The 23,842-nt window shown below is 72.6% G+C and carries 23 protein-coding genes; 9 read left to right on the forward strand and 14 right to left on the reverse strand.

Annotation, left to right across the window (positions count from 1 at the left end):
• Window positions 1–58: 58 nt before the first annotated feature.
• Window positions 59–637 carry a TerD family protein gene (locus AC3IYJ_RS10450; protein ID WP_489401025.1) on the reverse strand — a complete coding sequence of 193 codons (579 nt, stop codon included), beginning with the start codon at window positions 635–637 and terminating at the stop codon, window positions 59–61.
• Window positions 638–724: 87 nt separating this feature from the next.
• The gene (uvrB, locus tag AC3IYJ_RS10455; RefSeq protein ID WP_489401026.1) at window positions 725–2,869 is read right to left on the reverse strand and encodes an excinuclease ABC subunit UvrB; all 2,145 of its coding nucleotides are present in this window, start codon (window positions 2,867–2,869) and stop codon (window positions 725–727) included.
• 241 nt (window positions 2,870–3,110) lie between these two features.
• Between uvrB and AC3IYJ_RS10460 the strand changes: the two genes are divergently transcribed.
• From AC3IYJ_RS10460 to AC3IYJ_RS10470, 3 genes are all read left to right on the forward strand, one after another.
• Window positions 3,111–3,995, forward strand: coding sequence for a glycerophosphodiester phosphodiesterase (locus AC3IYJ_RS10460; protein ID WP_489401027.1), 885 nt, complete (start codon window positions 3,111–3,113; stop codon window positions 3,993–3,995).
• Between the two features lie 54 nt (window positions 3,996–4,049).
• Window positions 4,050–4,613: a methylated-DNA--[protein]-cysteine S-methyltransferase gene (locus AC3IYJ_RS10465; RefSeq protein ID WP_489401028.1), complete on the forward strand. Its 564-nt coding sequence runs from the start codon at window positions 4,050–4,052 to the stop codon at window positions 4,611–4,613.
• Window positions 4,614–4,795: 182 nt separating this feature from the next.
• Window positions 4,796–6,094, forward strand: a complete 1,299-nt coding sequence (locus tag AC3IYJ_RS10470) for an MFS transporter (RefSeq protein WP_489401029.1) — start codon at window positions 4,796–4,798, stop codon at window positions 6,092–6,094.
• A gap of 32 nt (window positions 6,095–6,126) precedes the next feature.
• Here the strand turns inward: AC3IYJ_RS10470 and AC3IYJ_RS10475 are convergent, their stop codons facing one another.
• Both AC3IYJ_RS10475 and AC3IYJ_RS10480 read right to left on the reverse strand, forming a co-directional pair.
• Complete coding sequence (locus tag AC3IYJ_RS10475; protein WP_489401030.1) at window positions 6,127–6,528, reverse strand: cupin domain-containing protein; 402 nt, start codon at window positions 6,526–6,528, stop codon at window positions 6,127–6,129.
• Between the two features lie 73 nt (window positions 6,529–6,601).
• Window positions 6,602–7,411, reverse strand: a complete 810-nt coding sequence (locus AC3IYJ_RS10480; RefSeq protein WP_489401031.1) for a class I SAM-dependent methyltransferase — start codon at window positions 7,409–7,411, stop codon at window positions 6,602–6,604.
• Window positions 7,412–7,493: 82 nt separating this feature from the next.
• Between AC3IYJ_RS10480 and AC3IYJ_RS10485 the strand changes: the two genes are divergently transcribed.
• Together AC3IYJ_RS10485 and AC3IYJ_RS10490 are read left to right on the forward strand one after the other, a co-directional pair.
• Window positions 7,494–8,462 (forward strand): pseudouridine-5'-phosphate glycosidase, encoded by a 969-nt coding sequence (locus tag AC3IYJ_RS10485; protein ID WP_489401032.1) that lies wholly within the window; start codon window positions 7,494–7,496, stop codon window positions 8,460–8,462.
• The gene (locus tag AC3IYJ_RS10490; protein ID WP_489401033.1) at window positions 8,459–9,397 is read left to right on the forward strand and encodes a carbohydrate kinase family protein; all 939 of its coding nucleotides are present in this window, start codon (window positions 8,459–8,461) and stop codon (window positions 9,395–9,397) included. Before AC3IYJ_RS10485 ends, AC3IYJ_RS10490 begins: the two co-directional genes overlap by 4 nt.
• Window positions 9,398–9,430: 33 nt before the next feature.
• On the opposite strand, the gene AC3IYJ_RS10495 is transcribed toward AC3IYJ_RS10490, so the two are convergent.
• Both AC3IYJ_RS10495 and AC3IYJ_RS10500 read right to left on the reverse strand, forming a co-directional pair.
• Window positions 9,431–10,090, reverse strand: coding sequence for a hypothetical protein (locus AC3IYJ_RS10495; protein ID WP_489401034.1), 660 nt, complete (start codon window positions 10,088–10,090; stop codon window positions 9,431–9,433).
• Window positions 10,091–10,254: 164 nt separating this feature from the next.
• Window positions 10,255–10,935, reverse strand: coding sequence for a nucleoside/nucleotide kinase family protein (locus tag AC3IYJ_RS10500; protein WP_489401035.1), 681 nt, complete (start codon window positions 10,933–10,935; stop codon window positions 10,255–10,257).
• A 92-nt stretch (window positions 10,936–11,027) separates the two neighbouring features.
• Between AC3IYJ_RS10500 and AC3IYJ_RS10505 the strand changes: the two genes are divergently transcribed.
• Window positions 11,028–12,473 (forward strand): WGR domain-containing protein, encoded by a 1,446-nt coding sequence (locus tag AC3IYJ_RS10505; RefSeq protein WP_489401036.1) that lies wholly within the window; start codon window positions 11,028–11,030, stop codon window positions 12,471–12,473.
• Window positions 12,474–12,503: 30 nt separating this feature from the next.
• Here the strand turns inward: AC3IYJ_RS10505 and AC3IYJ_RS10510 are convergent, their stop codons facing one another.
• Window positions 12,504–12,893: a cupin domain-containing protein gene (locus AC3IYJ_RS10510; RefSeq protein ID WP_489401037.1), complete on the reverse strand. Its 390-nt coding sequence runs from the start codon at window positions 12,891–12,893 to the stop codon at window positions 12,504–12,506.
• Window positions 12,894–13,033: 140 nt separating this feature from the next.
• Between AC3IYJ_RS10510 and AC3IYJ_RS10515 the strand changes: the two genes are divergently transcribed.
• Entirely contained in the window at window positions 13,034–13,708 is a 675-nt protein-coding gene (locus AC3IYJ_RS10515) for a DUF2293 domain-containing protein (RefSeq protein ID WP_489401038.1), read from the forward strand.
• A 65-nt stretch (window positions 13,709–13,773) separates the two neighbouring features.
• Here AC3IYJ_RS10515 and AC3IYJ_RS10520 read toward each other — a convergent pair whose 3' ends face one another.
• Window positions 13,774–14,484 (reverse strand): chaplin, encoded by a 711-nt coding sequence (locus tag AC3IYJ_RS10520; protein WP_489401039.1) that lies wholly within the window; start codon window positions 14,482–14,484, stop codon window positions 13,774–13,776.
• Window positions 14,485–14,611: 127 nt separating this feature from the next.
• Between AC3IYJ_RS10520 and AC3IYJ_RS10525 the strand changes: the two genes are divergently transcribed.
• A complete protein-coding gene (locus tag AC3IYJ_RS10525; protein WP_489401040.1) occupies window positions 14,612–15,157 on the forward strand; it encodes a hypothetical protein in 546 nt (181 codons plus the stop codon).
• Here the strand turns inward: AC3IYJ_RS10525 and AC3IYJ_RS10530 are convergent.
• Together AC3IYJ_RS10530 and AC3IYJ_RS10535 are read right to left on the reverse strand one after the other, a co-directional pair.
• Entirely contained in the window at window positions 15,138–16,343 is a 1,206-nt protein-coding gene (locus tag AC3IYJ_RS10530) for an SWIM zinc finger family protein (protein ID WP_489401041.1), read from the reverse strand. The two genes, AC3IYJ_RS10525 and AC3IYJ_RS10530, sit on opposite strands and share 20 nt — an antisense overlap.
• Window positions 16,340–19,186, reverse strand: a complete 2,847-nt coding sequence (locus tag AC3IYJ_RS10535; protein WP_489401042.1) for a DEAD/DEAH box helicase — start codon at window positions 19,184–19,186, stop codon at window positions 16,340–16,342. Before AC3IYJ_RS10535 ends, AC3IYJ_RS10530 begins: the two co-directional genes overlap by 4 nt.
• A 235-nt stretch (window positions 19,187–19,421) precedes the next feature.
• On the opposite strand from AC3IYJ_RS10535, the gene AC3IYJ_RS10540 reads away from it, so the two are divergent.
• Window positions 19,422–19,679, forward strand: a complete 258-nt coding sequence (locus tag AC3IYJ_RS10540; protein WP_489401043.1) for a DUF6343 family protein — start codon at window positions 19,422–19,424, stop codon at window positions 19,677–19,679.
• A 12-nt stretch (window positions 19,680–19,691) separates the two neighbouring features.
• Here AC3IYJ_RS10540 and AC3IYJ_RS10545 read toward each other — a convergent pair whose 3' ends face one another.
• The 4 genes from AC3IYJ_RS10545 to rpsA all read right to left on the reverse strand — a co-directional run bounded on the left by AC3IYJ_RS10545 (window position 19,692) and on the right by rpsA (window position 23,601).
• Window positions 19,692–20,081, reverse strand: coding sequence for a tetratricopeptide repeat protein (locus AC3IYJ_RS10545; protein WP_489401044.1), 390 nt, complete (start codon window positions 20,079–20,081; stop codon window positions 19,692–19,694).
• 88 nt (window positions 20,082–20,169) lie between these two features.
• Window positions 20,170–20,796, reverse strand: coding sequence for a dephospho-CoA kinase (gene coaE / locus AC3IYJ_RS10550; RefSeq protein WP_489401045.1), 627 nt, complete (start codon window positions 20,794–20,796; stop codon window positions 20,170–20,172).
• Window positions 20,797–20,909: 113 nt separating this feature from the next.
• A complete protein-coding gene (locus tag AC3IYJ_RS10555) occupies window positions 20,910–21,848 on the reverse strand; it encodes a PAC2 family protein (RefSeq protein WP_489401046.1) in 939 nt (312 codons plus the stop codon).
• 235 nt (window positions 21,849–22,083) lie between these two features.
• Window positions 22,084–23,601 carry a 30S ribosomal protein S1 gene (gene rpsA / locus AC3IYJ_RS10560; protein WP_489401047.1) on the reverse strand — a complete coding sequence of 506 codons (1,518 nt, stop codon included), beginning with the start codon at window positions 23,599–23,601 and terminating at the stop codon, window positions 22,084–22,086.
• Window positions 23,602–23,842: the final 241 nt, after the last annotated feature.

A 23,842-nucleotide genomic window follows, 5' to 3' on the forward strand; every position in this document is an offset into this window, starting at 1 on the left:
TTCTGCTGTGCCGTGCTGTGCTGTGCTGTGCCGTGCTCTGCTGCGCTGTGCCCTGTGCTTACAGGTGCGGCAGGATCGACGGCATCAGGTCCTGGAAGGTCCGGCCGTTGGCCGGGTTGCCGAGGGCCGTCATCTGCCAGCCGCTGCCGACGCGCGACACCTTCGCCATGATCTGCGCGGTGTACTGACCGCCGCCGTCGAGGGTGTAGCGGGCCAGCTCCTGGCCGTTGGTCTCGTCCACGATGCGACAGAACGCGTTCTGCACCTCTTGGAACGTCTGGCCGGTGAAGGAGTTCACCGTGAAGACGATCTGGTCGATGTGCACCGGCACGCGCTGGAGGTCGACGAGGATCGACTCGTCGTCCCCGCCCTGGCCGGCGCCGCCGACGAGGTTGTCACCGGTGTGCCGGACCGAGCCGTCGTCGCTCTGGAGGTGCCGGAAGAAGACGACGTCCACGGGCTGCTTGTCGGCGAAGAGCACCGCCGACGCGTCGAGGTCGATCTCCCGGGTCCGCGAGCCGAACAGTCCGCGGCGCTTGGCAGCCTGCCAGCCGAGACCCATCCGGACCGCGGTCAGGGTGCCTCCGTCCGCCTTCTGCAGACTGATGGCCTGACCCTTGGTCATGTTGACCGTCACGCGTGTCCCCTCTCACTGGCCCGCCCCCGATGTGGGTGCGCAGCACGTACCTGCGACTGGATCCCAACCCTACTGACCGCCCCCGGGTCAGGCGAGGCCCGCTTCCTTCATCTGACGCAGCTCCTTCTTCAGTTCGCCCACCTCGTCCCGGATCCGGGCGGCGACCTCGAACTGCAGCTCCGCGGCGGCGCCGCGCATCCGCTCGGTCATCTGCTCGATGAGCGCGGCCAGTTCGGCGGCGGGACGGTCGGTGAGCACCTCGGTGGCCTTGGCCCCCTTCGCCCCCTTGCCCGCCTTGGCCTGGGCGGCCTTCCCGCCCAGCGCGGGCACCGGCGCCTTCAGCGCCTTGCCGTCCTTCGTCTGCCGGTAGCCGGTGCCGAGGAGCTCCTCGGTGTCCAGCTCCTCCCGGGCGATGGTGGCGACGATGTCGTTGATCTTCTTGCGCAGCGGCTGCGGGTCGATCCCGTGCTCGGTGTTGTAGGCGACCTGCTTCTCCCGGCGCCGGTTGGTCTCGTCGATCGCCTGGGCCATCGCCGGGGTGATGCTGTCGGCGTACATGTGGACCTGGCCGGAGACGTTGCGCGCCGCGCGGCCGATGGTCTGGATCAGCGAGGTGCCCGAGCGCAGGAAGCCCTGCTTGTCGGCGTCGAGGATCGCCACGAGCGACACCTCGGGCAGGTCGAGGCCCTCGCGCAGCAGGTTGATGCCGACCAGGACGTCGTACTCGCCGGCCCGCAGCTCGCGCAGCAGCTCGATGCGGCGCAGGGTGTCCACGTCGCTGTGCAGGTAGCGGACCTGGATGCCGAGCTCCAGGAAGTAGTCGGTGAGGTCCTCGGCCATCTTCTTGGTGAGGGTGGTGACCAGGACCCGCTCGTCCTTCTCCACCCGCCGGCGGATCTCGTGCACGAGGTCGTCGATCTGGCCCTCGGTGGGCTTGACCACGACCTCCGGGTCGATGAGACCGGTCGGGCGGATGATCTGCTCGACGAAGCCGTCGCCGCGCGCGAGCTCGTACTTGCCGGGGGTCGCCGACAGGTAGACGGTCTGGCCGATCCGCTCCTGGAACTCTTCCCACTTCAGCGGCCGGTTGTCCAGGGCCGACGGGAGGCGGAACCCGTGGTCCACCAGGGTCCGCTTGCGGGAGGCGTCGCCCTCGTACATCGCGCCGATCTGCGGGACCGTCACGTGCGACTCGTCGATGACGAGGAGGAAGTCCTCGGGGAAGTAGTCGATGAGGGTGTTGGGCGCGGAGCCGCGCTCGCGGTCGTCCATGTGCAGCGAGTAGTTCTCGATGCCGGAGCAGGACCCGATCTGGCGCATCATCTCCAGGTCGTACGTGGTGCGCATGCGCAGCCGCTGCGCCTCCAGCATCTTGCCCTGCTTCTCCAGCTCGGCGAGGCGCTCGGCCAGCTCGGCCTCGATGCCGTTGATCGCCTTCTCCATGCGCTCGGGGCCGGCGACGTAGTGGGTGGCGGGGAAGACGTACAGCTCGCGGTCCTCGCTGATCACCTCGCCGGTCAGCGGATGCAGGGTGGACAGGGCCTCGATCTCGTCGCCGAACATCTCGATGCGGACGGCCAGTTCCTCGTAGACCGGGAAGATTTCGATGGTGTCCCCGCGCACCCGGAAGGTGCCACGGGTGAAGGCCACGTCGTTGCGGGTGTACTGGATCTCGACGAAGCGGCGCAGCAGCTGGTCCCGGTCCATCTCCTCGCCGACCTTGAGGGGGACCATCCGGTCCACGTACTCCTGCGGGGTGCCGAGGCCGTAGATGCAGGACACGGAGGCGACGACGATGACGTCGCGCCGGGTGAGGAGGGAGTTCGTCGCGGAGTGGCGCAGCCGCTCCACCTCCTCGTTGATCGAGGAGTCCTTCTCGATGTAGGTGTCCGACTGCGGTACGTACGCCTCGGGCTGGTAGTAGTCGTAGTACGAGACGAAGTACTCGACGGCGTTGTTCGGCAGGAGCTCGCGGAACTCGTTCGCCAGCTGGGCGGCGAGCGTCTTATTAGGTGCCATCACCAGCGTGGGCCGCTGGAGCTTCTCGATCATCCAGGCGGTGGTCGCCGACTTGCCGGTTCCGGTCGCGCCGAGCAGCACGACGTCCTTCTCACCTGCACGGATGCGCTTCTCCAGCTCGGCGATGGCCGCCGGCTGGTCGCCACTGGGCGTGTAGGAGCTGACGACCTCGAAAGGCGCCACCGTGCGTTCGATCTTCGATACGGGCCGCATGGGTCAACCGTACGACCCCCCACTGACAGTCGACGATCCCGTGGGCCCGGGGGCCGTATGGGTCGCGCCCGTTTGTCGTAGTTCGGTGGCGGCCCGGTGATCACCAACCCCATGATCGCCGTACACGCAGCTTTACCTGCAAGCGCGTCGAAAACGCACCGCACAGGTGGACCGCCGCAACGTATGCCGCTCCGAGCCCGTTTGAGGCAGGAGCAGGGCTCACGACCCGAGGAGAACGCGCATGTACGTCCGACCCGCCGCCGCGGCAACCGCCGCTTTCCTTGGACTCACCCTGTCCGTGTTCGGTGCGACGGCCGCCTCGGCGGCCCCCGGTCCGGACTGGCTGTCCAACCCGATCGTGTACGCCCACCGGGGGGCTTCGGCGTACGCCCCGGAGAACACCCTCGAATCGATCGACCGTGCGATGGCGCTGGGTTTCGACTGGGTGGAGAACGACGTCCAGCGGACCAAGGACGGTGAACTGGTCGTGATCCACGACGACACCCTGCTCCGCACCACCAACGTCAAGCAGGCGTTCCCCGACCGCAAGTCCTGGCTCATCAAGGACTTCACGGCGGCGGAGATCCGCAGCCTGGACGCGGGCAGCTGGTTCGGACCGCAGTTCGCGGGCGCCCGCGTGCCGACCCTTCGGGAGTACATGAACCGGGTGCAGCGCAACCAGCAGCGGCTGCTCCTGGAGATCAAGAAGCCCGAGCTCTACCCCGGGATCGAAGAGCAGACCCTGCGCGTACTGCAGGAGACCGGCTGGCTCGACGAGAACCACGTGAGCCGCCGACTGGTGATCCAGAGCTTCAGCGCCGAGTCTGTCCGCACCGTCCACGGGCTGCGCCCCGACATCGTGACGGCCTACCTCGGCACGCCGTCCGTGGCCGACCTGCCGAAGTACGCCGAGTTCACCGACCGGATCAACCCCTGGTACAAGAGCATCGACGGCAACTGGGTGGACGCCGTGCACGGGCTGGCGGGCGCCCACGGAAAGGCGATGGAGGTGGACGCCTGGACCGTGGACGGCGCGGAGGCCGCCCGCCAGGTCCAGGACATGGGCGTGGACGGAATCATCACCAACAAGCCCGACGTCGTGCGCAACGCGGTGGGCGGGTACTGAGCCGGCGATGTCGACGTTGTCGGCGTTGTCTGCGGGGCGCCGTACCGTGAAGGGGTGGACAGCACCGAGCGGCCCCGCGGGCCGCGCCTCGAATGGACCGTCGTCCCCAGCGACATCGGCCCCCTGCTCCTGGCCGCGACCCCGGAGGGACTGGTCCGGGTGGAGTTCCACGCCGGGCCGGACCGGGCGGACAGGATGATCGACTCGCTGATCTCCCGGCTCGGCGCCGACGCCTGGCATCCCGCACCCGGCGAGGAGGTCCTGCTGGCCGAGCCGATACGCCAGCTGACCGCCTACTTCGCCGGCACGCTACGGCGCTTCGAGCTGCCCCTGGACTGGCGGCTCAGCTCCGGCTTCAACCGGCAGGTCCTGCTGGAACTGGACCGTTCCGTGCCCTATGGGTCGGTCGTGAGCTACGGCGAGCTGGCCGCCCGCGCCGGCCAGCCGGGCGCGGCCCAGGCCGTCGGCAACGCCATGGGCTCGAACCCGCTGCCGCTGGTGGTGGCCTGCCACCGGGTCGTGGAGAACGACGGCGGCATCGGCGGCTTCGGCGGCGGAGTGGAGACCAAGCGCACCCTGCTCGCCCTGGAGGGCGTCCTCCCGCCGCCGCTGTTCTGAACCGCCGACCGGCGGACGCGCCGCTCACCGCACGCCCCCGGAATCCCGGTTCCCCCCGCCGGTAAGGGGTGGGAAACTGCGGCAGTGACTACTTCTGCCGTCCCCTCCGGCCGATGTCGGTGCCGGCACCAGGGCCTTCGCCCCGGCCCGGCCCCGGCGCCCCGCACCCGCCGGGGGCCCGCGTGACCGCGATATCCGGCACCGGCCGGCCCTCGGCCCCGCCGGTCACCCCCGCCGATCTGCCCCGACTGCGGCGCCGCACCTCCGGCGTGCTGATCGCCGGGCAGATGCTGGGCGGCGTCGGCGTGCCCATCAGCATCGCCCTGGCCCCGGTGCTGGCGACCGAGATCAGCGGGACGGAGTCACTGTCCGGTTTCGCGTCGACCGCGTCCGTGATCGGCACGGCCCTCGTCTCGCTGCCGCTCGCCGCGCTGATGACGCGGCGCGGCCGCCGGCCCGGCCTGGTCCTCGGCTATCTGATCGGCGCCACCGGCGCGGCCCTCGTGGTCCTCGCCGCCTCGGTGAAGAGCTTCCCGCTCCTGATGCTCGGCATGGCCGCCTTCGGAGCCGCCTCCTCCGCCAACCTCCAGGCCCGCTTCGCCGCCGCCGACCTCGCCGAGCCCGACCGCCGGGCCCGCTCGATCTCGGTGGTCGTCTGGGCCTCCACCCTCGGCGCGGTGCTCGGCCCCAACCTCTCCGCCCCCGCCAGCCGCAGCTTCGCGGGCACCTCCGTACCGCAGACCGCGGGCCCCTTCGTGTGGGCGGGCGCCGTCTTCGTGCTCACGGCCACGCTGATCGCCGTATTCCTGCGCCCGGACCCCCTGCTGACGGCGCGGGCCCTCGCCGGGCCCGCGGAGCAGACCGCGGCCGGGCGCTCGCTGCGCGCCGGATTCGCGGCGGTCAAGGTCTCGCCCAGGGCCCGGCTCGCACTGCTCACCATCGCGGTGTCGCACACCGCCATGGTCTCGATCATGGTGATGACACCGGTCGACCTCGGCCACCACGGCGCCGGCCTCCAGCTCATCGGCCTGGTCATCAGCGGGCACATCGCCGGCATGTTCGCCTTCTCGCCGGTGATGGGCTGGCTCGCCGACCGGCTGGGCCGGCTGACCGTGATCGGCCTGGCGGCTGGGCTGCTGTCGATCGCCGCGCTGCTCGCCGGCACAGCCGGCCCCAACCACGCCCAGAGCGCCGCCGGACTCTTCCTGCTCGGCCTCGGCTGGTCCGCCGGCATGGTGTCCGGCTCGGCGCTGCTGACCGACTCGGTGCCGCAGGCCGCGCGCGCCGCCGTACAGGGCCTGGGCGACCTCACGATGAACACGGCCGCCGGCATCGGCGGCGCGGCCGCCGGTCTGGTCATGTCCCAGGCGGGCTACGGCTGGCTCAACGTGGTCGGCGCCGCCCTGCTGCTGCCGATGGCGGCGCTCGCGCTGTTCACCTCGCGCCGCCATCCGGTGAAGGCCTCCGCCGGGGCCCAGTAGGTCCAGGCTTCGGTCACTTCAGGCCTCGGGCGTCAGTAGCTGATGTGGTAGGCCTTGCGGAGCGTCTCGTGGACGGTCCAGGTGGTCTTGTCACCCTCGCGCAGCACGCAGGCCGAGCCGGGGCCGACCTCCAGGGTCGCGCCGCCCTCCACCTCGATGGTGGCGCGACCGCTGACCACCACGAACAGTTCGTTGGCCTCGGTGTCGGTGACCACGCCCGGGGTGATCTGCCAGATCCCGCGCACCTGGGAGCCGTCCTCGGCCTCCCACAGCACCTTGCCCGTGACGACGGGCTCGCCGGAGACGATCTGCGCGGGGTCGAGCTCCTCCACCTCCAGCTCCGCGTCCGGGAGGTCCGGTACGGAGACGGCGAAGGAGGCGGGGGCGGAATCGGAGGCGGGGACGGAGGTGTCGCCGTGGTCACTGGTGCTCATGGCGCGTCAGCCTAATCCGGGCACGGCCCACCCCGCGGTGACCAGAGCGTCCAGCGCGCGCCCCCGCCGCGCGTCACCCTGTCCGTTGACGGCCCAGTCCGTTGACGGCCCGGCCCCGCCGGGCACCGAGTACCGGCTGGTGGAATCCGATGGCCGCCGGGTCGTGCCACACCGGGTCGACGAAGCCCGCGGCCACCGCGAAGGCCGCGGTCTCCTCCTCCGGCAGGGCCCAGTAGGTGGCGCTGGAGACCCGGGTGGTCCAGGTGCGCCCGCTGGGCAGCAGCTGGAAGAACTCCAGGTCGTAGCGGGCTCCGTCGGCGTGCCAGTGCCACAGCTGGAAGGTGATCGTCCGCTGCCCGTCCGGGTCGGTCCGCACCCGCGGGGGATCGCTCAGGGGCCTGGCCCGGCGCAGTTCCCCGTACGGGCGGGTCGACAGGAGCAGCAGGCCGCCGGGGCGCAGCACCCGCAGCATTTCGGCCAGGGCCGCCGTCACCTCGTGGGCCGTCAGCAGGTGCGGCAGGGCGTTGTCGGCGCAGACCACGGCGTCGAAGGAGCCCTCGGGGAAGGGCAGCTGCCGCATGTCGGCGGCCGCGACGGGCAGGGCGAGTCCGCGCGCCTTCGCCTCCCGTGCGGCGCGGGCCACGGCGCGCGGGCTCAGGTCGGTGCCGGTGACCCGGTGGCCCAGGGCAGCCAGGCCCAGGGCCTGGGTTCCGATGCCGCAGGCGCTGTCGAGGACCCGGTGCGGTCCGGGGCCGAGGGTGGCGGTGAGCAGGGCGTCCAGGGCGGCGCCCTGGCGGGTGATGCCCGCCTGCCAGTCCGCGTACATGAGGTCGTACCGTTCGGCGAGTTCGTCGTAGAACCCGCGCAGGTCTGTGAGGCTCATGCGGGAACGCTACCCGGACAGGTTCACGCCGGTGCGGTGTCCGCGCGTTTGGGGCCCCGAATCCCGTGCCAGGGATGGGGACATGTCACAGCACACAGCAGCAGCCCCGCCCCCGCCCCCGTCCTCGCCCTCTTCGTACGGGGTGCCCGTCCTGTCGGAGGAGGTGCGCGAGGCGCTCGACCGCGGACGGCCGGTCGTGGCGCTGGAGTCGACGATCCTGGCGCACGGGCTGCCCCGCCCGCGGAATCTGGAGGTGGGCGGCGAACTGGAGGAACTGGTCCGCTCGGAGGGAGCCGTACCGGCGACGATCGCGGTGATCGACGGGGTGGCGTACGCCGGGCTCGACAAGGCGCGGCTGGAGCGGATCGCGAGCGGCGAGGGCGTGCGCAAGCTCGGCCACCGGGATCTGGCCCCCGCTCTGGCGACGGGCGCGACGGGCGCGACGACGGTGTCCGCGACGGCCTTCCTCGCCGCGCGGGCGGGGCTGCGGGTCTTCGCCACCGGCGGGCTGGGCGGCGTGCACCGGGAGTGGACGCGGTCGCAGGACGAGTCGGCGGACCTGTCGCTGCTGGCCCGGACCCGGATCACGGTGGTGTGCGCGGGAGTGAAGTCGATCCTGGACGTGCCGGCGACGCTGCAGCGGCTGGAGACGCTGGGGGTGGGGGTGCTCGGGTACGGCACGGACCGCTTCCCCGGGTTCTACCTGGCCGACTCCGGCGAGCCGGTGGACTGGACCGTGCACGAACCGCAGGAGGTGGCGGCGGTGATGGCGGCCCAGGACGCCCTCGGGGGAACTCAGTCGGCCCTGCTCGTCGCCAACCCGGTCGCGCAGGAGGAGCAGTTGGATCCGGAGCTGCACGACCGGGTACTGGCCGAGGCCCTGTCCGAGTGCGCGGAGCGGGGGATCACGGGGCAGGCGGTAACTCCGTTCCTGCTCGGGTACCTGGTGCGTGCGACGGGCGGGGCCTCGCTGGAGGCCAACCTGGCGGCGGTACGGGGCAACGTGCGCCTCGGGGCCCGGATCGCGCGGGCCTGGGCGGCCCGGCCGTGAGCGGCGCGGGCGGCGCACGCGGCGACCGGGGCCCCGCCGGCGCCCTGCTCGTGGTCGGGGACGTGGTGACGGACGTGGTGGCGGTGCACACGGAACCACTGGCCCCGGGCACCGACACCCCCGCCCGCATCCGTACCCTGCCGGGCGGCGCCGGGGCCAACGCGGCCTGCTGGGCGGCCCGTACGGGGACGGCGGAGGTACGGCTCCTCGCGCGGGTGGGCGCCGAATCGGCGCGCTGGCACGAGCAGGCCCTGCGCGACGCGGGGGTGCGGCCGAGCCTGGTGACCGATCCCACCGAGCCGACGGGCACGGTGGTCGCCCTGGTCGGCAAGGACGCGGAGCGGACCTTCCTGACCGACAGCGGGGCCGCGTTGCGGCTCTCCCCCGCCGACTGGAGGCCCGGCCTGCTGGACGGCGTCGCCCATCTCCACCTGTCCGGCTACCTGTTCTTCGCCGACACCAGCCGGGAGCTGGCCCTGACGGCGCTACGGGCGGCCCGTGCGCGGAAGGTGCCGGTGAGCGTGGATCCGGCCTCGGCGGGGTTCCTGGCCGCACTGGGTCCGGGGCGCTTCCTCGATGCCGTGGCGGGGGCCGGCGTGCTCCTGCCGAACGAGGACGAGGCCCTGCTGCTGGCGGGACTGCCCGGACCGGCCGGACCGGGCGGGGTCGCGCGGGCGGCGGCGGAGCTGAGCCGGCGGGTGCCACTGGTGGTGGTGACCCGGGGGGCGGCCGGGGCCTTGATCGCCGAGGGCGGCCGGGTGACGGCCGAGGTCGCGGCCGAGGCCGCCGAGGCGGTGGACACCACGGGAGCCGGGGACGCGTTCACCGGCGCCTTCCTCGCGGCCCGGCTGGCCGGCGCGGGCTCGGCGTGGGCCGCCGGGGCCGGATGCCGGGCGGCGGCGCGGGCGGTCACCCGGCTGGGCGGGCGACCGTAGCGGCGGGAGCAGCGGGAGCAGCGGGAGCAGCGGTCAGGAGCTGTACTCCTCCTGGCCGAGGGTGTCGATCACACCGGCGGGGGTCAGGTTGTAGTGGAACACCAGGCCCTTGTTCGGGTGGGTTTCCAGCCACGAGGTGAGCTCATGCGTGCTGATCGGCTTGTTCGTGGAACCGGAGAGGATCGGGGCGTGGGCGCCGATCTTGGCGTCCTCGGCGATGGGAATGAAGGTTTCCTCGCCGACGGTCACGAAGGGGGTCGCGCCACCCGGCACGGCGCAGCCCCAGTGGCCGCGCTTGCCAATCAGGGCCCAGGATCCGCCCTCGGGGGTGTAGCGGTCGACGGCGAACTCGTTCGGCGAGACCAGATCCTTGGGGATGGCGCAGGTGGGCCCGGGGGCGGGCGGCTTCGGCTTGACCGGCGCGGTGGCGGTCGGGGACGGCTTCTTCGAGGACGCCGAGGTGGGCGCGGACGGCTTCGCCGTGCCGGCCGGGGCGGAGGAGGCGGAGCCGGCCGAAGGGGTCGCCGCGCTCGCACTGGGCGCCGTACCGGCGGGACCCGCTCCGGCTCCCACGTCGCCGTCGTCTCCGTTGCAGGCCGTCAGGGCCAGGGTCCCGCAGAGCAGCAGAGCGGCGGCGCAGGCCTGCCGCCGCAGCCTTCTCGGACCCCGAACCCCGTTGCCGTGTCCGCCCATTGCCGTCTCCTTCTGCCAAGGCGCCACCGGGTGGCCGCCGTCGAAGCGTGCCGTCAACGTAACGCCGGGCTCCGGCCTCGGCGATGGCCGGAACCGCTTCGTCACGGAGCCGCGATGGCGCTGTTGCCGATCCCGGACGTCCGTGACGCAGCGGGGCCGCGAGGTCAGCCCGTGGGGCCGGTGATCCCGGTCCAGGCGGGGTGGCGCGGGTCGTCGGCCCGGACCAGGGCGTCGGCCAGGGCCGCCGGGCCGGTCTCGGCCTCGTAGCGCGCGAAGGCGGGCAGGGTCCAGCGGGCGGACTCCTCGGTGCGGCGGGCCAGCGCGCCCGGGGAGAGGCTGATGTGGACGCTGAGGTCGAAGGGGAACCAGTGGCCCAGGAGCAGCGGGCCGTGCACGATCAGCACGCCGCCGGGCGGGAGTTCGACGTAGGGGCTGCGGGTCGCCCGGTCGGTCACCGGGTCCCAGAGGTCGGGAAGGACCCGGCCGGTGCCGCCGGGATCGGTCGGGCCGAACACCTCCCGCCAGAGCGCGGCCGTGTCGTACCAGCCGCCGAGGTACGAGTCCACGTCCTCGCGGCCGAACTCGAAGCGTAGCGAGGCCGGACGCAGGAAACCCTCGGCCGCCACCACCTGGACCGAACTGCCGCGCAGGCGCAGCGCCTCGGCGAGTTCCCCGGCGAGCACGCCGGTCGGGGCGGCGGGGGCGCCGTCGACGCACACCCGGCGCCAGCCGGCCCCGCCCGCTCCCCCGTTGCCGTTGCCGTCCCGGGCCCCGCCTACGCCCTCTTCGAGGTGACCGGCGAGCCGCTCGGCCATCCGCTGCCATGTGATCGCTTCCAGCTGCACGAACCCATTGTCAGTGGTGACGCCTAACGTTTTTCACGAGGGATCACCGGCGCACAGGGGGCCGGTGGCCCGGCCTTGGGGAGGGGTCTGTCATGGCTGCCGAGACGACGTATCTGGAGCTGTCGCAGGACGACGGCGGGGCCCACAAGTTCTACGAGGTGACCGTGAGCGGCACCGCCGTGTCCGTGCGGTACGGGCGCATCGGTGCGGACGGCCAGCTCCAGAACTCCTCCTTCCCCACCGTCGAGAAGGCGCGGGCGGCCGCAGCGAAGAAGGTCGGCGAGAAGATCCGCAAGGGTTACGCACCGGCGGTACGGGGCGGTCGCGCGGCCCGGTCGGTGACGCGCCGCCAGGTGACTTCGGCGCCGTCCACGGCGCGGGCGACGGCCCCGGTGCTGTGGCGGTTCCGTACGGGTTCCGCGGCCTTCGGGATCCACGTGGACGAGGACCGCTGCTGGGTCGGCAACCAGGCCGGTGACGTCTACACCCTGAGCCACGGCGGCGAGGTACTGGCCCGCTATTCGCTGCCGGACGGGGTGAAGTGCCTGGTGGCGGACGAGTTCTGGATATACGCGGGCTGTGACGACGGCACGGTGTACGACCTGTCGTCGAAGGTGCCGTTCGGCGCGTACGACATCGCCGCCGACGTGGACATCTTCTGGCTCGACATCCACGAGGGCGTGCTGAACGTCGCCGACCACAGCGGTGGGCTGACGGTCATCGACCACGAGGACGAGTTCCAGTGGTCGCGGCGCTCCTCCGGCGACAACGCGTGGATGGTGCGTGCGGACGAGCGCGCCGTCTACCACGGCCACAGCAAGGGCGTGACGGCCTACGCGCCGGACGGCGGCGGGCAGTTGTGGCACACCCAAACCGACGGCGCGGTGCTGTTCGGCTGGCAGGAGGAACACGCGGTGTACGCGGGGACCGGCCGCCACACCGTGCAGCGGCTGTCGAAGGCCACCGGCGCCGTGGAGGCCTCGTACCGGTGCGACGCGGCGGTGTACTCGTGCGCCACCTCGCCGGACGGGCGGCACGTCTTCGCCGGCGACCTCGCCTCCTCGGTGTACTGCTTCGACGCCGACGGGCGGCGACTGTGGAAGCTGGGCACCGGCAGCGGGTCCGCGCTGTCCATGCAGTATCTGGACGAGCGGCTGTACCTGGTGACCACGGACGGGTCGCTGGTGTGCGTGGACGCGAGCGAGGCGGCGATCGCCGCGGCCCGGCAGGGTTCGGTGCCGAAGGCGGTGGACGTGAAGTCCGCGGCCGCCCTGCCCGTCTTCACCCCGGCCGCGTCGCCCGCAGCAGTCGCGACGGTGACGGTCGGGTCGGTGCCCGGGGGCGGCGTGGTCGTGGAGTGCGTGCAGCAGGGCGGCCGGATGCGCGTCCAGGTGGTGTCGGGCGGCTTCGAGCCCTCATGGAACGTGCAGTTCCCGCGCGGGATCCGGGAGGCGGGCGCCCGGTACGTGGTGGACGGGCTGCACCCGGCCTCAGGAGGGTTCTACCGCGTGCGCGGAGAGATTCGCCGACTGGTCTGACCGGTTCCCGGGTTCCCCGCGGGGGCCGGTTCACCGGGTACGCGTGGGGCACTCACACGGTGTGGCCCCGGGCGGGGCATCGGCGGGCAGCGCGAAGGGGGCGTCCTCGGCCAGGGCGGCCGTCACGCAGAGCACCACCGGCTCCGACCCGAGGTTGCGGCCGAGGTGGACCTGCTGGATTCCGGCCGGCTCGACGAAGCTGGTGCCGGTGGGGTGCACCTCGACCGTGCCGTCGTGCAGGATCCGGGTCAGGGTCCCGGACTTGACCACCGCTATCAGCGGGACCTGGTGGTAGTGCCAGCCGGTGCAGCCCCCCGGCTCTATGGCGATCTCTCTCACCACGAGGTCGGAGGCGGCCGCCTCCTCGAAGCGCCGGACCGCCGCCTCCGGGCGTCGTACCGTCGCCTGCCGTCCAACCATGTATTCCTCCTCCATGGGCCCGCCTCGGCCCACTCGACTCACGGTAGGAGACCATCACAAGGTGGGGTATGGCTCTGCGAAAGCGCAACCACCCTTACGTACAAGGTGATATACGGCCCAGTCGGCGGTATCACATCGTCATGAGTCTCGTCGTTTTCGAGTCGATGAAGCAGATCCACTGCGCGCAGTGCAGGCAGGGCCCGCTCCGCCACCTCGTCCGCGAGGTCGGCGTCCCCCGCTGCCTCGACTGCGCCGACCTCGGACACCTCGTCTACCTGCCGCGCGGCGACGCGGCCCTGACCCGGCGGGCGCACCGGGCCAGTTCGCTCTCGGCCGTCGTCGTGCGCTTCCACCGCAGCCGCCGACGCTACGAGCGCCAGGGCCTCCTCGTCGAGGAGTCCGCCCTCGCCGCCGCGGAGCGGGCCTGCCTCGCGGACGCCGACGCCCGGGCCCGGCGCCGGGAGCGCGACCGGCTGCGCCGGGCCGCCGAGGACGTCCGCTTCACGGCCGCCTTCGCCGCCGAGATCCTGCGGCTCTTCCCCGGCTGCCCGGCGGAGCGGGCGCAGGCCATCGCCGCGCACGCCTCGGTGCGGGGCAGCGGCCGGGTGGGGCGCAGCGCGGCCGGCCGGGCCCTGGACGAGCCGGCCGTCTCGGCGGCGGTACGGGCGGCCGTGCGCCACCTCGACACCGAGTACGACGCCCTGCTGATGGGCGGCCTTCCCCGGTTCGCTGCACGGGCCCGGCTGGCCCCGCGGATCGACGCGATCCTCGACGGCTGGCGGGCGGGGTCCGACGCGGCTGAGGGAGCGGCCTAGGGCCTGTCGTCAAAGTGGCGTCGTAGCCCGGAGCCGCGAGGCAGACGGCACTTTGACGACAGGCCCTAGTTGAGCCGGAAGCGGCGGTAGAGGAGGGCTCCGCCGAGCAGCAGGGCTCCGCCGCCGGGCAGGAGGTAGCCGATGCCTTCGGCGCCCGTGTGGGCGAGCTCCACGGAGCCCTGCTGCGGCGCCGGCGGGGTGACGGGCCGCACCGTGACCGGCGGCTCGGTGGGCCGGCCGACGCTCGGAGGCCGGCCGTTGACGGAGGTGTTGCCCGCGGCGGAGTTGCCGACGCCGACGACGTTCACCGAGTTCCCGCTGATGTTCACGGGTACGTCCACGGGCAGTTGGAGCCCGTTGCCGGACAGCAGCCCCGGAGAATCCTTTCCCCGCCCCTCGGCCACCGCGCCGCTGCCCGAGCCGTTCCCCGCACCGTTTCCGGCGCCGGGTTTCGAGGAGTGCGAGGACAGGGGCGACGGATGCGAGGGTCCCGGACCGGGATGCCCGGGATGCCCGTCACCGCCCGGGGTCCCGTTGGCACACCCGTTCCCGGCGGCCGAGTTGAGCACGCCGATCACGCTCACGGTGTTCCCGCACACGTTCACCGGGACGTGCACCGGCAACTGCACCAGGTTCCCCGACAGCAGCCCCGGCGAACGCTCCGCCTGCCCACTGGCGTCCGCGTCCGCGTAGGCGAAGCCACCCGCCCCCGCGAGCGCCAGCCCACCTCCCGCAACTACCGCCGCGATCAAGCCATTCCGACGACTGTGACGCATCAGTTTTCCTGCCTTCCGGAGGACTCCACGGGCGCATCACCCGTACCGGAGACAACGCGGTAGACCCGTTCGGGTTATAGAGCCGGTAGGCATTTCACTCCATCGTGTACTGGGTAATCCCTATTTCATGACTCGTCCCCTGCTGCTCCTCGACGTCGACGGCCCCCTCAATCCGTTCAAGTCCCACCTCGCCGGTCTGCGCGGATACACCGGTCACCGGATGTGGCCGACCGTCTGGATGTCCTACCGCACACCCGGTTCCCGCCGCGCCCGCCGGGGCGCACGCGTACGCCTCCACCCCGCCCACGGCGCCCGCCTGCTGGCCCTGCCCTACGAACTCACCTGGGCCACCGCCTGGACGCACGAGGCCAACACGATGATCTCCCCGCACATCGGACTCCCCGCCGACCTCCCGGTCGTCGAATGGCCGGAGCTCTTCGCTCGCGACCCCGACGGCCTCTCGTGGAAGACCCGGCACCTCGTCGACTGGGCGGCCGGCCGGCCCTTCGCCTGGGTGGACGACATGATCACCGCCCGCGACCGCGCCTGGGTCCGGGCCCACCACCCCGCCCCGGCCCTGCTCCTGCGCATCCACCCCCGGCAGGGCCTGCGCGCCGCCGACTTCGCCACCCTGAACGGCTGGGCGGCCGGACTCAGCGCCGAAGGGCCGTGACCGGGTCCTGGGAAGGCCGGCCCGTGGGCCACCAGTCGTCCGGCCCCTGTCCCGGCTCGTAGGCGTACCAGAGGGAATCGCGGCCCAGACGGAGCTGGCGGGTGGCGGACGTCAGGCGGTTGCGGTCGGGACGGAAGGCACCCTCAGCCGCGGCAAGGAGCACCGGGCGGGCCCGGTCGAAGGGACCGGCGGGCGGATCCCACGGCTCCTCCAGCGCGAGCAGCGCGGGCAGCCCGCCCTGACGCCAGGCAGCCGCGCCCCGGGCGAGGTCGGTGGTACTGCGCCCCGTGGCGCGGGCCAGGTCCCGGTAGAGCACGCGGGCCGCGCCGCTGAGCCCGGCGGTGTGGTGCGCCGATGCCAGCCGGACCGCGTCCTGCCAGCGGGTCAGGCCGCCGATCGGATCCTCGCCGGTGGTGAGCAGGGCCAGGGCGCGCACGGCCGCGTCCCCCGCGAGCTGGTCCAGGGCCAGCGGATCCGGAGCGCCGGGATCGGCCGGGCAGGCGGGCGGCAGCCCGACCGCGGCGGGCGCGGCCAGCGGGGCGGGAAGCAGCGCCGCGGTGGCGCGGGCGAGCGCCGCACGGGCGGGCACACCGGGGAACCCGGGCGCCTCCTCGGGCTGTTCGCGCGCGGCGTGGGCGGCGTTGCGGCGGGTGAGCTCTTCCAGCAGCTCCCGCTCGCCCCGGCCGCGCAGCAGCAGGAGCACGAAGGGGTCGGAGTCCAGCAGGCGGGCCGCCCGGTAGCAGAGCGCTGCGGCGTGCTTGCACGGCGGGCGGGCCACGTCCGGGCAGGAGCAGCGCGCCACCAGCTCGCCCTCGCCGGGCAGGACCGACTCGGCGAGGGACTCCGGGACCTCCCGCTCCAGCAGCGCGGCGAGCGCCGTCGGGTCGGCCGCGACCGACTCCAGGAGCTCGCGCCATTCGGAGTCCGCGAAGGCGGGCAGGGACAGCTCGGTGCGGTACGGGCGCGGCCGGCTGCCCCGTACGTAGGCCACGATCCGGCCCGGCGTGATGGTGACGGCGTCGACGTGGCCCTCGGCCGCGTAGGTACGCCCCCGGGCCAACCGGGCCCCGTCGCGGGCGCCGGATTCGAGGGCCGCCACCCAGGCCCGGCCCCACCAGCTGACGGCCTCCAGCCCGGGCGGCACGGTCTCGAAGGTGCGGCGGCGGTCGTCCCGCGCGGTGATCACACAGGCCTGCGCAGGGAGACGAGGTCGGCCAGCTCGCGGTCGGTCAGCTCGGTCAGCGCCGATTCGCCGGAGCCGAGCACGGCATCGGCCAGCGCCCGCTTGGCTTCCAGCATCTCGGCGATCCGGTCCTCCACGGTGCCCTCGGCGATGATCCGGTGGACCTGGACGGGCTGGGTCTGGCCGATGCGGTAGGCCCGGTCCGTGGCCTGCTCCTCGACGGCCGGGTTCCACCAGCGGTCGTAGTGGATGACATGGCCGGCCCGCGTCAGGTTGAGGCCGGTGCCCGCCGCCTTGAGGGAGAGCAGGAAGACCGGGCTCTCGCCCGCCTGGAACCGGTCCACGAGCTCCTCGCGACGGGCGACGGGCGTCCCGCCGTGCAGCAGTTGACGCGAGATCCCGCGCGCAGCGAGATGACGGTCGATGATCCGGGCCATGGTCACGTACTGGGTGAAGACCAGCACCGAGCCGCCCTCGGCGAGGATCGTGTCGAGTAGCTCGTCCAGCAGGGCCAGCTTGCCGGAGCGGTGCGCGATCCGGGGCTGATCCTCCTTGAGGTACTGCGCGGGGTGGTTGCAGATCTGCTTGAGCGAGCCCAGCAGCTTCATGATCATGCCGCGCCGCTCGATGCCCTCGCTCGCCCCGATCACGGCCATCGCCTCGTCCACCGCGGCCTGGTAGAGGGAGACCTGCTCGCGGGTGAGGGACACCGGGTGGTCGGTCTCCGTCTTCGGCGGCAGCTCGGGTGCGATCCCTGGATCGGACTTCCTGCGCCGCAGCAGGAACGGCCTTACCAGCGCGGCCAGTCGGGCGACCGCGGCCTCATTGCCGCCGTCCTCCTCGTTCTGGTGCTCCACGGGACGGGCGTGCCGGGCGCGGAACGCGGTGAGCGGCCCCAGCAGCCCCGGAGTGGTCCAGTCGAGGAGCGCCCACAGCTCCGACAGGTTGTTCTCCACCGGGGTACCGGTCAGCGCCACCCGCGCCGGAGCCGGGATGGTGCGCAGCGCCTTGGCGGTCGCCGAGTGCGGATTCTTGACGTGCTGGGCCTCGTCGGCGACGACCATGCCCCAGGGCTGCTCGGCCAGCCGGGCCGCTCCCGCGCGCATCGTCCCGTAGGTGGTGAGGACGAATCCGCCCTCCAGGCCTTCGAGGCTGCGGCCGGCCCCGTGGAAACGGCGCACCGGGGTACCGGGCGCGAACCTCTCGATCTCCCGCTGCCAGTTCCCCAGGAGCGAGGCCGGGCAGACGACGAGCGTGGGCTCGGGGCGGTCTCGGTGCAGGTGGAGCGCGATCAGGGTGACCGTCTTGCCCAGGCCCATGTCGTCGGCGAGACAACCGCCCAGACCGAGCGAGGTCATCAGGTCCAGCCAGGCCAGCCCCCGGGCCTGGTAGTCGCGCAGGGTGGCCTTGAGCGCGGCCGGCTGGGGCAGCGGGGCCAGCTCCCCGGTCAGCCGCTCCCGCAGTGCGGCCAGCGCCCCGACCGGGACGGCGGCCACCTGCTCCCCGTCCACCTCGGCCGTCCCCGTCAGTACGGTGGCCAGCGCGTCCACCGGGTCCAGCAGCCCCAGCTCCCGCTTGCGCGCCTTGCGCACCAGCTCCGGATCGACCCGCACCCACTGGTCGCGCAGCCGCACCACGGGCCGGTGGGCCTGCGCGAGGGCGTCCATCTCCCCCGGGGTGAGCCGGTCGCCGCCGAGCGCCAGCTCCCAGGAGAAGGCGAAGAGCTGCTCGGCGTCGAAGAAGGCGGTGCCGTCGGTGGCGGAACCGGGCGCGGTGGACCGCACGACCGCGGTGGCGGAGAGCGTACGGGCCAGGTCGCGCGGCCAGTGGACCTGGACCCCGGCCTGCGCCAGCCGGATCGCGGCCCGGCCCAGCAGGTCTTCGAGCTCGGGATCCGACAGGGCCAGGACATCGGGGACCGGCTGGTCCAGCAGACGCAGCAGCGGCGGCCACACCCGGGCCGCCCGGCGCAGCGCGAGCACGGCATCGATCCGGGCGCGGGGGCCGAAGCCGGCCGCGGCGGCGCCCGCCCACAGCGTCGAGGCGTCGGTGACCAGGGTCGGATCGGCGAGGCTGTGCACCTGCACCACGGCGGCTCCGGCCCGGCGGACGTCCTCCATCGACGCGGTTTCGTCCGCTGCCGCCGCCTCGTCGAAGAGCCGGAAGGAGGACAGGTCGAGGCGGAGCGAGATGCCGACCCCGGTGTCGGCCCCGGAGGCGACCTGTGCGGCCCACTCCTGCATCCCCGGAACATGCTGCGGCTCCCGGGCGGCGAACGGACGGCCCGCGGCGAAGGGCGCCGCCGCCGTACGGGGCAGACTGTCGGCGACTGCGTCGAGGAACGCCCGGACCAGCGCCTCCGGTTCGGGCAGGTGCAGCGGGCGGCGGCCGGCGAGCGGGGTGGCGTACCCCTCGTGGGGCAGGGCGGCGGCCACGGCCCGCAGGTACCCGATGTCGTCCGCGTCCAGCGGACCGGCCCGCCAGGCGTCCATGCCCTCGGGGGTCAGCCCCGGCAGCAGGCGGCCGCGGGCCACCAGGGTGAGCGCCTGCACGGCGGCGGTCCCCCAGGCCCGGGTCGCGGGGTGGGCGGCGGGGCTGCGGACCGCGCGGACGAGCAGGGGCAGGGCCGCGGTGACCGTCAGCGTGACGGCCGGCACGGTCCGGCTGCGGACGCCCTCGCCGTGCGGGCGGACCACGGTGAGGGACTGCGGGGAGCCCGTCGCGGGCAGGGGGTCGCCGTCGGGGGCCCAGAACGCGACACGGCCCTCCCGGGGGACGGCGGCGGGGAGGAACACGGCGGCGTGGCGGAGTAGCGCGGGTGGCTCCGCCGGTGCGTGCGTGGTCATGGTGTCCCTCCCCCCTTCGTCGTCGGACGGGTCCCGTCTGCCGTCGAGTCTAGGTGCGGGCACTGACAATGCGGCTGAGCTGGGCGTTTGCCAGTGCCGGGCCGCTGTGCGGGGCCTGCCCCTCCCCGCCCTTCCACCGTTCCCCGGGCTCTGCCCGGACCCGGTCCTCAAGCGCCGGACGGGCTGAAAGGAGTCCGGACGTCGGCGGTGGGACCATGGAGGTGAGGCGATGGTCATGCGAAGCGGAAACGAGCCGGTGACCGCACGGAGTCCGCTGCGGCTGCGGTTCTGGTTGAGCGTGTGGGGGATGTTCTGGTCCGCCGCCGGGGCCGCGGTGTTCTCGCTCGCCGCCCGGCCCGGATGGGCGGCGGCCTGCGCCGCCGTCACCGTGCTCGCCGCCGTGGACCTGGCCGTCGTGCTCCACCACATCCACCAGGGCCCGCACTACCAGCCGGGCCCGGAGATCCCCCCGTACGAACCCCCGAGGCGGTAGCGCCTACTGCGCCTACTCGTCGAAGCGGGCCGCCGCCAGGTAGTCCGGCTGCGGGTCGAGGGCCGCCGCCAGCCGGAAGTGCTTGCGGGCCAGCTCCGGCCGGCCGGCACGCTCGTGGGTGCGGGCCAGCGCGAAGTGCGCGAACGCGTTGTCCGGCTCCCGCTCCAGCACCAGCTCGAACTCCAGCGCCGCCGGACGCAGCTGGGCCGCCGCGAAAAAGGCGCGGGCGCGCAGCAGCCGGGCCGCCGTGTTCTCCGGGTGGGCGGCTATGACCGAGTCGAGCAGTTTCACCGCGCCGCGCGGATCCCGGGCGGCGAGCAGCTGCTCGGCGGCCCGGTAGTCGATGACGTGCGTCTCGGGCGACGGGGACGGCGACGGGAGCTGCGGCGTGGTGTCGGACACGGTCTGTTCCTTCCCTCTACAGGCGCGTTCAACGCCCCCCGCCCCACCCGCTATTCCACGAGTACGCCGCTGCGCCCGGGCGGCCGCTTCAGGCGCCGGAGCCCGGCACCGCCGCCGCCCGCGCCGTGAGTTCCTCCCACACCTTGCGCACCTGCGGCTCCAGGGCCTCCAGCGGCCCGTCGTTGTCGATGACGAGGGTGGCCACGGCCAGCCGCTGCTCCCGCGTGGCCTGCGCGGCCATCCGGGCCCGCGCCTCCTCCTCGGCCATCCCGCGCAGCGCGGTCAGCCGGGCCAGCTGGGTCCCGGGGGCCGCGTCCACCACCACGACCAGGTCGTAGAGCGGCGCGAGCCCGTTCTCCGCGAGCAGCGGTACGTCGTGCACCACGATCGCGTCCGGCCCCGCGGCCACCGCGGCGGCCTCCAGCTCGGCGGACCGGGCCCCGACCAGCGGGTGCACGATCCCGTTGAGGATCTGCAGCTTCTGCGGGTCGGCGAAGACGATGGACCCCAGCTTCGGCCGGTCCAGCGCCCCGTCCGCGCCCAGCACGGACTCCCCGAAGGCCGCCACGACGGCCTGAAGCCCGGGTGTGCCCGGGTCCACGACCTCCCGCGCGATCCGGTCGGCGTCCACCACGACCGCCCCGTACCCCGCCAGCAGTCGCGAGACCTCGCTCTTGCCGGCACCGATTCCGCCTGTCAGGCCAACTTTCAACATGCCCGGCAGACTAACCCCCGCGCCCTGGACCCCATACAGCCCCCGGGGCGCGACGAACCGCCGTCAGCCGACGGCAGCCGACGGACGGGCCGACGGACGGACGGCCCCGGTCATCAGCTCTCGCCCTCGCGCTCCGCCAGGAACCGCTCGAACTCGCGCCCGATCTCGTCCGCCGACGGGATCTCCGCGGGCTCCGCGATCATGTTGCCCCGGGTTTCGGCCCCGGCCGCGGCGTCGTACTGGTGCTCCAGCCCCTGCACCAGGCTGACCAGCTCCTCGTCGCCCTCCCGGATCTGCCGGTCGATCTCCGTCTGGGTGCGGTGCGCCTCGGTGCGCAGGGCGTGCGCGACCGCCGGCAGGACCAGCCCGGTCGCGGCCGTGATCGCCTCCAGGGCAGTCAGCGCGGCGTCCGGATACGGGGAGCGCGCCACGTAGTGCGGTACGTGGGCGGCCACGCCCAGTACGTCGTGCCCCCACTGACCGAGGCGGAACTCCACCAGCGACTCCGCGCTGCCCGGCACCTGCGCCTCGTCGAAGGGGCTGCGGTGGCCCGGCATGAGGTCGGTCCGGTTGCCGTGCGGGGTGATCCCGACGGGACGGGTGTGCGGAACGCCCATGGGGATGCCGTGGAAGTTCACGGAGAGCCGCACGCCCAGGCGCTCGACGATCTGCCGGACGGCGACGGCGAAGCGCTCCCACTCCACGTCCGGCTCGGGGCCCGACAGCAGCAGGAACGGGGCGCCCGTGGCGTCCTGGACGAGGCGCACCTCCAGGAGGGGCTCCTCGAAGTCGGTCCAGTGGTCGCGCTGGAAGGTCAGCAGCGGGCGGCGCGCCCGGTAGTCGACCAGCCGGTCCGCGTCGAAACGGGCCACGACCTGGTGGGGCAGCGTGTCGAGCAGCCGCTCGACGATCTGCTCGCCCGTCTCACCCGCGTCGATGTACCCCTCGAAGTGGTAGAGCATGACCAGCCCGGCCGAGTCCTGGGCAAGCGCCAGGTCGGCCACCGCCAGGCCCTTGGCGTCCCATTCGTACAAACCTTGTGGATCAAGCACCGTCACCACTCCTCCTCGCCGCGTTCTCTGCCAAGAACGTCCAAGGGACCGTCGCCATTCCCCAGTTGGCCGTATTCGCGGGAACTCGCGTGGAACCGGCGGGTTTCCGCGCGCGCCCGTGGGGGCTGCGGCGGGTGAACCCGTACAACGCGGTGAGGCCCGCCCCCCGAAGGGGACGGGCCTCACCGTTGAACATCAACTCAGCTCAGCTCGCGCTGAGGCTGCGCTGCTGCGATCAGCTCTGGCCGCCGGCCAGCTTCTCGCGGAGCGCGGCCAGGGCCTCGTCCGACGCCAGGGCGCCAGAGGTCTCGTCCGCACCCTCGGAGGAGTACGAACCACCCGAGATGCCCGCACCGGCGCTGCTGCTGCCACCGGCGGCCGGAGCGGCCGCACCCTCGGCAGCGGCGGCCTCGTCGGCCTCGCGGCTCTTGATGACCTGGGCCTGGTGCTGCTCGAAGCGCGTCTGCGCCTCGGCGTACTGGCCCTCCCAGGCTTCGCGCTGCTTGTCGAAGCCCTCGAGCCAGTCGTTGGTCTCGGGGTCGAAGCCCTCGGGGTAGATGTAGTTGCCCGCGTCGTCGTACGAGGCAGCCATACCGTAGAGGGTCGGGTCGAACTCGACCGACGCCGGGTCGGCACCGAAGGACTCGTTGGCCTGCTTCAGGGACAGCGAGATCCGGCGACGCTCGAGGTCGATGTCGATGACCTTGACGAAGATCTCGTCGTTGACCTGGACGACCTGCTCCGGGATCTCCACGTGGCGCTCGGCCAGCTCGGAGATGTGGACCAGACCCTCGATGCCCTCGTCCACACGGACGAACGCACCGAACGGAACCAGCTTGGTGACCTTACCCGGGACGACCTGACCGATCTGGTGCGTCCGGGCGAACTGCTGCCACGGGTCTTCCTGCGTCGCCTTCAGCGACAGGGAGACACGCTCGCGGTCCATGTCGACGTCGAGGACCTCGACGGTGACTTCCTGGCCGACCTCGACAACCTCGGACGGGTGGTCGATGTGCTTCCAGGACAGCTCGGAGACGTGGACGAGACCGTCGACGCCACCCAGGTCCACGAAGGCACCGAAGTTGACGATCGAGGAAACGACGCCGGAGCGGACCTGACCCTTCTGCAGGGTGGTGAGGAACGTCTGGCGAACCTCGGACTGGGTCTGCTCGAGCCAGGCACGGCGGGACAGGACCACGTTGTTGCGGTTCTTGTCCAGCTCGATGATCTTCGCCTCGAGCTCCTTGCCCACGTAGGGCTGGAGGTCGCGAACGCGACGCATCTCGACGAGGGAAGCCGGGAGGAAGCCACGGAGGCCGATGTCGAGGATGAGACCACCCTTGACGACCTCGATGACGGTACCGGTGACGATGCCGTCTTCTTCCTTGATCTTCTCGATCGTGCCCCAGGCGCGCTCGTACTGCGCACGCTTCTTGGACAGGATCAGACGGCCTTCCTTGTCCTCCTTCTGGAGAACAAGAGCCTCGATCTCGTCGCCGACCTTGACGACCTCGTTCGGGTCGACATCGTGCTTGATCGAGAGCTCGCGGCTCGGGATGACGCCCTCGGTCTTGTAACCGATGTCGAGGAGGACCTCGTCACGGTCGACCTTCACGATGACGCCGTCGACGATGTCGCCGTCGTTGAAGTACTTGATCGTCTCGTCGATCGCGGCGAGGAACGCTGCCTCGTCACCGATGTCGTTGACCGCAACCTGCGGGGTGGTGGCGGTGGTCTCGGTGCTGCTCGTCATGTGGGTAAGGGCTCCGGTTACGGACAGAAAGTCGTAGGTACTGCTACGCCGGGAGCCCTTATCGGCATCTGCCGAAGAAGCCGGACAGCCAAGGAAGCCCCAGTTCCGCGAAACGCGGGGTGGGGGCCTCGAAAACCGAGAGGTCATCAACAGATACAAGCGCAGCCTGCTAGGTCTGAGGAGCACAGGCTCGCAGCGCAACTTGTAGCATACGGGGGCAGCCGGACAGGGTCAATGCGCG

The sequence above is a fragment of the Streptomyces sp. GL_140 genome (assembly GCF_057834465.1).